Raw genomic sequence first — 8,339 nt, 5'->3', positions numbered from 1 at the left:
CCCCGCCCCCACCGGCACCCGGAGCGGCGCCCCGGCTGCCGCGCCGGGTGCCGCAGACCAGCCTCGCCGCCGAACTGCGCGAGGACGTCCCCGCCGAACAGGGCTCCTGGGCCGAGGAGTTCACCGCGGAGCGGGCCGCGGCCTCGCTCGGCGGGTTCCAGCGCGGCACCTTCCAGGCCCGCGACGAGGACGACGAGGACATTGACCCGGAGCCGGGCACCCCGGTGACACCCGCGGGCACCCCCGTGCCCTGGACTCCGCCCGCCGATCGCTGACGAAGGACACCGCCATGACACGCCCCATACCCGCCACGCACACCCAGCTCGACCAGTTGCTCACCGGCCTCGTGGACCGGGTCGCCGAGGTGAACCACGCCGTCGTGCTCTCCGAGGACGGGCTGGTCGTCTCCAAGTCGACCGGGTTCCTGCGCGACGACGCCGAGCGGCTCGCGGCGACCGCGTCCGGTCTCATGAGCCTGAGCAAGGGCGTCAGCATGGACTTCCGCGGCGGTCCGGTGCGCCAGGCGCTGATCGAGATGGCGCACAGCTACCTGATCCTGGCGTCGGCGGGCCCCGGCGCGCACCTGGTGGTGCTCACCAGCCAGGGCGCGGACGTCGGCGTGGTGGCCTACCAGATGAACATGCTGGTGAAGAAGATCGGCGAGCACCTGAGCGCGGCGCCGCGGGCGGGCGTCGGACCCAGCGCCGAGCCCGGCGCGTGAGGTGAGCGGCGGTGACACGGCGGGCCGCCTGGTGCGGCCCTTCGCCCTGACCGGCGGACGGACCCGGCCCAGCCGTGCCGACTTCACCCTGATCACGACGGTGACCGCGATCGACCCGCCGCCCGCGTGGTCCGCCCGACCGCAGGCCGAGCAGCAGCGCATCCTGCGCCGGTGTGCCGAGCCGGTCGCGGTGGCGGAGCTGGCCGCGCTGCTCGACCTGCCGGTGAGCGTGGTCGTGATCATGCTCTGCGATCTGCTGGAGGCCGGACGGATCACCGCCCGCCCCCCGCACCCCGTCTCCCGGACCACGGATCTGGACCTGTTGCAGAAAGTGAGGGACGGCCTTGGCCGGCTCTGAGATCGCCGCCCCGACCGCGCCGGACACGGTCAAGATCCTGATCGCCGGCGGGTTCGGCGTCGGCAAGACCACGATGGTCGGCTCGGTCAGTGAGATCGCGCCGCTGCGCACCGAGGAGGCGCTGACGACGGCGGGCCTCGGCGTGGACGACCTGGACGGCATCGAGGAGAAACGTGCCACCACGGTGGCGCTGGACTTCGGCCGGATCACCGTCAGCCGCGAGCTGGTGCTGTACCTGTTCGGGACGCCGGGCCAGCAGCGGTTCTGGTTCATGTGGAACGACCTGGCCGTCGGCGCCCTGGGCGCGGTCGTCCTGATCGACGTGCGCCGCCCGGAGTCCAGCTTCGCCGCCATCGACTTCTTCGAGCGCCGGGGCATCCCGTTCGTGGTGGGCGTCAACGGCTTCCACGGCGCGCACCCGTACCCGCCGGACGAGGTCCGCGAGGCGCTGGCGCTGCCCGAGCACGTCCAGGTGATGCTCTGCGACGCCCGGGACCGCGAGTCCTGCCGTGACGTGCTGATCGCGCTGATCGACCAGCTGATCACCAAGGCGCTCCAGTCCAACGGCACCGGACGACTGGCCCGCCCCGCCCCGTGAACCACCGGGCGGGACGGGCCCGCCACGGCACCTGACCCACCGGGCACGACGAGCCGCCCCGGCAGTGCGGCAGAGGACGCGGCGACGACGCCCGGGGACGGCGCCGGTCCTGGCGGTGGTGCCCGTCCGGGGCGGTCAGAACCAGCCAAGACCGTTCCGCTGATTGACGTGTACGCGTCGCACTCCTACGTTCTGACCGGCCACCCGAACTCTGTTCGAGATACCGACAGTTCGAGAGGTCGCCTCCTCCTCCGCCCACGCCACGCCCGTCCGCCTTGCCGCGCGCACCCCAGGAGACGCAGATGACAGACCCCCGGCCCGGCCCCCGTCCGTCCCGCCGCGCTCTGCTCGGCATGGCCGCCGCCGTGCCGCTCGCCGCGAGCGGCGTCCTCGCCGCCGGGGCCGGGACCGCGCACGCGGCCGACTCGGCGTACGTGATGGGCTACTTCACCGAGTCCCCCGACATGCTGGGCGCCGACTACGGGCTCCACCTGGCCGTCAGCACCGACGGGCTCCAGTGGACCCCGCTCAACCAGAACGCCCCGGTCGCCACCCCCACTGCGGGCTCGCTCGGGCTGCGCGACCCGTTCATCCTGCGCAGACAGGACGGCACCTTCGTGGTGCTCGCCACCGACCTCAAGGGCACCGACTGGAGCTACGTCAGCCAGTACGTCCACGTCTGGGACTCCGCCGACCTGCGCACCTTCACGGGCTACCGCCGGATGCGGCTGCACGACATGAACACCCACAGCTGGGCACCCGAGGCGTACTGGGACGCGGGCCGCAAGCAGTACGGCGTGATCTACTCCGCCGTCAACTCCAGCGGCCACAACGTGATCATGGTGAACTACACCACCGACTTCGTCACCGCGGGCGCCCCGCAGGTCTTCTTCGACCCGGGCTACGACGTGATCGACGGCGACCTCGCGGTGGGCGTCGGCGGGGTCAACTACCTCTACTTCAAGAAGAACTCGACGCTGGTCGGCGCCCGCTCCAGCTCGCTCGACCCGGGCAGCTTCACCGAGTTCAGCACTCCCGTCGCGCACGGCGGCACGGAGGCGCCGACGCTCGTCAAGTCGCTCACCTCGAACTCCGTCCACTACCTCTGGGGCGACACCTGGTCGCCGAACGGGGTCTTCTACGCCTGGCAGACCAGCAGTCTGGCTTCCGGCACCTGGACCGCGCTCGACCAGCGGACCTACACCCAGCCGCTCAACTCCAAGCACCTCACGATCCACCCGATCACCGCGGCCGAGTACACCAACCTGATCGCCAAGTGGGGCACCCCGGCCTGGAACCGGCTCAAGTCCTACAACTACCCGGCCCGTTACGTGCGGCACTCCGACTACACCGCCCGCATCGACGCGTACGCCTTCGACCCGTACCCGGACTCGCAGTGGCGGCTGGTGCCGGGCCTGGCCGACAGCACCGGCGTCTCCTTCCAGTCGGTCAACCACCCGACCCGGTACCTGCGGCACTACGACTACGCGCTGCGGCTCGACGTCAACGACGGCACCTCGGTCTTCGCCGCCGACGCCACCTTCCAGCGCACCGCCGGGCTCGCCGACTCCGCCTGGACGTCGTTCCGTTCGTACAACAACCCGACGCGGTACATCCGGCACTCCGACTACGTGCTGCGGATCGACCCGGTCTCCACCGCCACCGATCGGCAGGACGCGACCTTCCAGGTCGGCTACTGACCGCTCACAGCGCGGCCAGCACCGGCAGCAGCCCGCTCGCGGTGGTCACGTCCGCCGTGAGCGGGCGGTCGTCGGTGCCGTGCGGCAGCACAGCGGCGACGACGGTGAGCGCGGGCAGCTCGACCGGCCCCGGCCGCATCCGCAACGCCCGCGCGGCGCTGACCAGTTCGCAGGCGAGGACGGTGGCGTAGGCGTCGGCCGCCCGCAGCGCCTGCCGGGCCGCCTGCCCGGCGAAGCTGGCCGCCTCCTCCAGACCGTGCGAGAGGACGGCGTGCCCGGCCGAGGCGGGCGCGGTGCTCGCGCGCAGCTCGGCGAGGGCGGAGTGGGCGGTGTACTCCAGGATCATCGTGCCCGAGCTGCTCGCCGGTCCCCCGGTCAGGAAGGCGTTCAGGCCGGTGAGTTCGGAGCGGCCGAGGGCGATCAGCCGGGCGGCGGAGAGCTGCGCGGTCTGCAGGACGGCGAGGTTGAGTCCGTCGAGGGCGAGCCCGAGGGGCGCGGCGAAGAAGCCGCCGTGGTGGTGGGCGGTGCCCGCCTCCGGGTCCATGAGGGGGTTCTCCGACGGGCAGTTGATCTCCACCTCGACGATCCGGCGCAGCGCCCCGGACGCGTCGAGCGCGCAGCCGTGCACCTGCGGGAAGGCCCGGAAGCCGTACGGGTCCTGGATGCGGCGGCCCTGGGACACCGACCCGGCGAGCAGCCGCCGTATCTCGGCCGCCGCGTGGGCGGCGCCGGGGTAGGGGCGCAGGGCGTGCACGGGGGCCGCGTACGCCTCCAGGGAGCCGGAGACGGCGGCCAGGGAGAGCGCGGCGACCACGTGGGTGGCGCGCAGCAGGGTGTCCAGGGTGTGCGCGGCGAGCGCGGCCTGGCCGAGCGCGAGGGCGTTGCTGCTGAGCAGGGCGAGCGCGTCGCCGGGCCGCAGGGTGACCGGGGCGGGCAGTGCGTGGCCCGGTTCGCCGAGCCAGGGGCGTTCGCCGATCAGGGTGAGGCCGGTCTGGGCGAGCGCGGTGAGGTCACCGGTGCCGACGCCGCCGTACTCGTTGACCGCGGGCCGCACGCCCAGGCGCAGGGCCTCGGTGAGGGCGGTGACGAAGGCGGGGTGGATGCCGGAGCCTCCGGCGAGGAGCTGGTTGGCGCGCACGGCGAGCAGGGCGCGGGTCTCGCGGGCGGGGAGCAGGGCGCCCGCGCCGCCCGCGTGGCTGCGCAGCAGGCGCAGGCCGTGCCCGGCCTCGTCGGCGGGGTCGACCGCGACGGAGCGGTGGGCGCCGACGCCGGTGCCGCGGCCGTAGAGGCGTCCCGCGGCGGCGAGCCGTTCGGCGGTGCGGTAGGAGCGGTGGGCCCGTTCGAGGGCGGCGGGCGCGGGTTCGGGGATCGCGGTGCCGTCGGCCAACCGGGCCAGGGTGGCGAGGTCGAGCGTCGTCCCGTCGAGCGGGACGCGGGCGACGCGGGTGCCCTGTGGTGCCGGGGGCACCCGCGTCGGTCCGTCGGCGGTGGCGTCGGCGCCGCCGATGCCGTCGGTCGCGTCCAACGGGCCCGTCAGACCAGTCCGACCGACTTCAGCCAGGTCTTGGCCACGTCGAGCGGGTCCTTGTTGTCGGCCTGCACCTGGGTGTCCAGGCTGAGCAGGGTCTTGGTGTCGAGCTTGGCGGAGACGGCGTTGAGCGCGTCGACGGCCTTCTGCGGCAGCCCGCTCTTGTAGACCAGCGGCTGGACGTTGGCGAAGCCGAAGAGGTTCTCCGAGTCCTGGAGGACGACGAACTTCTCCTTCTCGATCGCCGGGTCGGTGGTGAAGATGTCCGCGGCCTGCACGGTGTTCTTCTTCAGCGCCGCCTGGGTGAGCGGGCCGCCCGCGTCGAGCGCCTTGAAGGTCTTGAACTCGATGCCGTAGACCGACTTCAGGCCGACCAGGCCCTGCTGGCGGGTCTGGAACTCCGGCGAACCGCCGATGACCAGGTCCTTCGCGATGCTCTTGAGGTCCGCGACGGTGGACTCGGAGGTCAGGTTGTACTTGGCGGCGGTCTCCGCGTTGACGGTGACGGAGTCCTTGTCCTGCGCGGACGCCGGGTCGAGCAGCGTCAGCTTGGAGTCCAGCTTCGCCTCGATGGCCGCGGTGGTGGCCTCGACCGTCTTGGGCGCCGCCTTGGCGTCGAGGTAGGCGAGGAGCGCGCCGTTGTACTCGGGCAGCACGGTGATCGAACCGTTCTTGAGCAGCCCGTACGTCGTCTCGCGGCTGCCGATGTTCGGCTTGTAGGTGACCTTGACACCCTTGGCCTTGAGGGCCTCGCCGTAGATGTCGGCGATCAGGATGCTCTCGGCGAAGTTGTTGGAGCCGACGACCACGGTCTTGCCGTCCGACGAGCCCTCGTTGAGCGGGTCGGACTTGCCGTCGTCGGAGGAGGAACATCCCGCCAGCAGGGCCGTCGTCGCGGCCAGCGCGACGGCGACCGCGGTGTTCTTCTTGAGGGACGTGCTGCGAGGGAGGTTGGAAGTCACGATTCCCGTTCCGGACTGTGGGGATGGGGCGGAAGCAAGCTCTGCATACTGATCCAATCCAGCCAGTTCTCACCCGGTCAAGGGCCCTCCGGTCACCAAGTGGTCTCAATACGTAGCCTGTTGTGAAGGAAACGCGAACATACCTGGGCGGAAGCGGAGGCTCTTTGTAACGGATTCTTGACGTAGGGCGACACCCTTGATCGTTCCACCAGACGGTAGTCTCACCGAAGTTGGCATCGGCCACAGCCGTGTGCGGGCGACTCGTCCGTGTTGTCCGCACCGCATTCCTCGATCAGGTATCGATCAGAATCAGTCACGCGCATCGTCGCGCGCGACGAGATCCCCCACGAAGGAGGCCCGGTGTCCACGAACGAGGTGGACGCGACCCCCAGACAGGCCCCGCCTCCCAAGGCCGGCCTGCGGGGCATCGCCGACCGGTGGCCGTTCAGGCGCAAGCTCAACCTCTTGGTCGGCATCCCGCTCGCGGTGGTCGCCGTCCTGCTCGCCTATCTGGTCGTCGACCAGATAGGCCAGTCGAGCGACGCCTCGGAGGCGGCCCGCACGGTGCGTGACAGCGCCCAGGTCGCCACCCTCGTCGACCGGGTGGAGGCCGAGCACCAGCAGGCCATCCTGCTCTCCGTGCGCCACGAGGCCGTCGGCGCCGGCGCGAAGCCCTCGCTGACCGGCTACCGGGCCGCACAGAGCGCCGTCGACCAGCAGGTCGAGAAGGTGCGCGACACCTTCGGCGACCGGCTCCCGGCCACCGAGGCGCAGGCGCTGCGCGAGGTCAACGGCCTCACCAGCCTGCGCGAGACGGTCGAGCAGGGCTATCTGCCCGCCGACAACATCGACCCGGCGTACACCAACGCCGCCAAGGGCCTGATCGACGGCCTCGGCCTGGACCGCAACAAGGCCCTCGCCGACACCTTCACCGGCAACCTGCTGGACTCGCTGCTGCGTGCCGCCGCCGCCCACAGCTCCTTCGAGACCAGCGTCTTCTCCGCGCGCACCGGTGACACCAACGCGCTGATCGAGTTCAACAACGCGGTCGGCTCCTACGAGCTGTTCACGCACCAGTCGCAGCGGTTCGCGCGGTTCGCCACCGAGGAGCAGACCGACCGGCTCAACGAGATCGAGCACAACGCGGCGCAGGCCACGATCATCCAGCACTACGCCGAACTCCAGCTCGACCCGAGCGGTCTGCAGGCCCAGAGCCCGGCCCGGATCAGCAAGGCGCTCTCGGAGGCCCTCGCCTCCTACCCGGAGTACCGCAAGCAGTCCGAGACCCGGCTGAAGATCACGGACGCGCTGATCGACGAGATCGCCGACCGCGCCGACGCCGCGTCCGGCGACGCGAGCCTGCGCGCCGGTCTGCTGCTGAGCGTCGGCCTGATCGGCTTCGCGGTGTGGATCGCGTTCTCCGTGGTGGTGCGCCGCTCGGTGGTCCGCCCGGTGATGTCGCTGACCGCCGCGGCCCAGGAGGTCGCCGAGGTGGCCGGGCGCGAGCTGGCCCGGGTCGCCGACGACGACACCGGTGACGACAGCCCGCCCCGGCTGCGCGAGATGCCGTTCACCGCGGACGACGAGATCGGTGAACTCGCCGCCGTCTTCAACCGGGTGCAGACCACCGCCATCGCGCTGCTGGAGCGGCAGGTCCTCAGCCGCCGCAACACGGCCGAGATGTTCGGCAACGTCGGCCGCCGCGTCAGCAACCTGACGACCCGTCAACTCGCCCTGATCGACGCCGTGGAGCGCGGCGAGACGGACCCCGCGCTGCTCGAACGCCTCTACTCCATCGACCACATCGCCGTCCGGCTGCGGCGCAACGCCGACTCCCTGATGCTGCTCGCCGGCATCCGCGAGACGGTCCTCGACTCGGGCCCGACCGAGCTGACCAACGTCGTGCGGGCCGCGCTCGGCCAGATCGAGGGCTTCCATCGGGTGCAGTTGCAGGCCCGCACCGAGGCCATGGTGGAGCCCGACATCATCGGCGACCTCACCCTGATGGTGGCCGAACTCCTTGAGAACGCCGTGGCGTTCTCCCCGGCCGGCAGCCCCGTCGAGGTCGCCGTGCGCAGCAACGAGGACGGCGCGTCCATCGTCGTCGCCGACCACGGCCTGGGGATGAGCGCCGAGCGGCTCGCCGAGGAGAACGCCCGGCTGATCCGCCGCGAGCGCCTCGACCTGGTGCCGACGAAGGTGCTCGGCCTCTTCGTGGTCGGCACCCTGGCCCGCCGCTGGGACGTCGACGTCGCGCTCTCCCGCACCCCGGGCGGCGGGGTGACCGCCGAGGTCATCGTGCCGTCGAGCCTGCTCCTGACGATGAGCCCGGTCGCCTCCGCTGCGCTCTCCGGCGGCGCCGACCGCGGTGTCGGCCGCGGCGCCGGGCACCACACGGACCTCGGCGCCCCCGGCCGGTACACCGCCGCGTCCGCCGCCCCGGGCCACGCGTCCGCCGCCCCGGGTCACGGA

7 protein-coding genes and 1 pseudogene are annotated in these 8,339 nt (G+C 71.9%); 6 read left to right on the top strand and 2 right to left on the bottom strand.

Annotated elements, in window-relative coordinates:
• The 5 genes and pseudogenes from GA0115242_RS19930 to GA0115242_RS19910 all read left to right on the top strand — a co-directional run.
• Positions 1 to 275: pseudogene (locus tag GA0115242_RS19930) on the top strand (histidine kinase); the annotation flags it as partial.
• A gap of 14 nt (positions 276 to 289) precedes the next feature.
• The gene (locus GA0115242_RS19925; protein WP_093830344.1) at positions 290 to 721 is read left to right on the top strand and encodes a roadblock/LC7 domain-containing protein; all 432 of its coding nucleotides are present in this window, start codon (positions 290 to 292) and stop codon (positions 719 to 721) included.
• Position 722: 1 nt separating this feature from the next.
• Positions 723 to 1,079, top strand: coding sequence for a DUF742 domain-containing protein (locus tag GA0115242_RS19920; RefSeq protein ID WP_093830342.1), 357 nt, complete (start codon positions 723 to 725; stop codon positions 1,077 to 1,079).
• Positions 1,066 to 1,677 carry a GTP-binding protein gene (locus GA0115242_RS19915; protein ID WP_093830340.1) on the top strand — a complete coding sequence of 204 codons (612 nt, stop codon included), beginning with the start codon at positions 1,066 to 1,068 and terminating at the stop codon, positions 1,675 to 1,677. Before GA0115242_RS19920 ends, GA0115242_RS19915 begins: the two co-directional genes overlap by 14 nt.
• Positions 1,678 to 1,979: 302 nt before the next feature.
• Positions 1,980 to 3,377, top strand: a complete 1,398-nt coding sequence (locus tag GA0115242_RS19910) for a glycoside hydrolase family 43 protein (protein ID WP_093830338.1) — start codon at positions 1,980 to 1,982, stop codon at positions 3,375 to 3,377.
• Between the two features lie 4 nt (positions 3,378 to 3,381).
• Here the strand turns inward: GA0115242_RS19910 and GA0115242_RS19905 are convergent, their stop codons facing one another.
• Positions 3,382 to 4,902, bottom strand: a complete 1,521-nt coding sequence (locus GA0115242_RS19905; RefSeq protein WP_202555547.1) for an aromatic amino acid ammonia-lyase — start codon at positions 4,900 to 4,902, stop codon at positions 3,382 to 3,384.
• Positions 4,903 to 4,910: 8 nt separating this feature from the next.
• Positions 4,911 to 5,867 (bottom strand): ABC transporter substrate-binding protein, encoded by a 957-nt coding sequence (locus GA0115242_RS19900; protein WP_093830336.1) that lies wholly within the window; start codon positions 5,865 to 5,867, stop codon positions 4,911 to 4,913.
• Between the two features lie 360 nt (positions 5,868 to 6,227).
• Here GA0115242_RS19900 and GA0115242_RS19895 point away from each other — a divergent pair.
• Positions 6,228 to 8,339: sensor histidine kinase (locus GA0115242_RS19895; RefSeq protein ID WP_107461440.1), on the top strand; the 2,112-nt coding region annotated here is incomplete at its 3' end.

This window comes from Streptomyces sp. SolWspMP-5a-2, from assembly GCF_900091845.1.
GTDB classification, from domain to species: domain Bacteria; phylum Actinomycetota; class Actinomycetes; order Streptomycetales; family Streptomycetaceae; genus Streptomyces; species Streptomyces doudnae.
The sequence above is the reverse complement of the archived record's forward strand: the minus strand, read 5'-3'. Positions and strand labels throughout refer to the sequence as shown.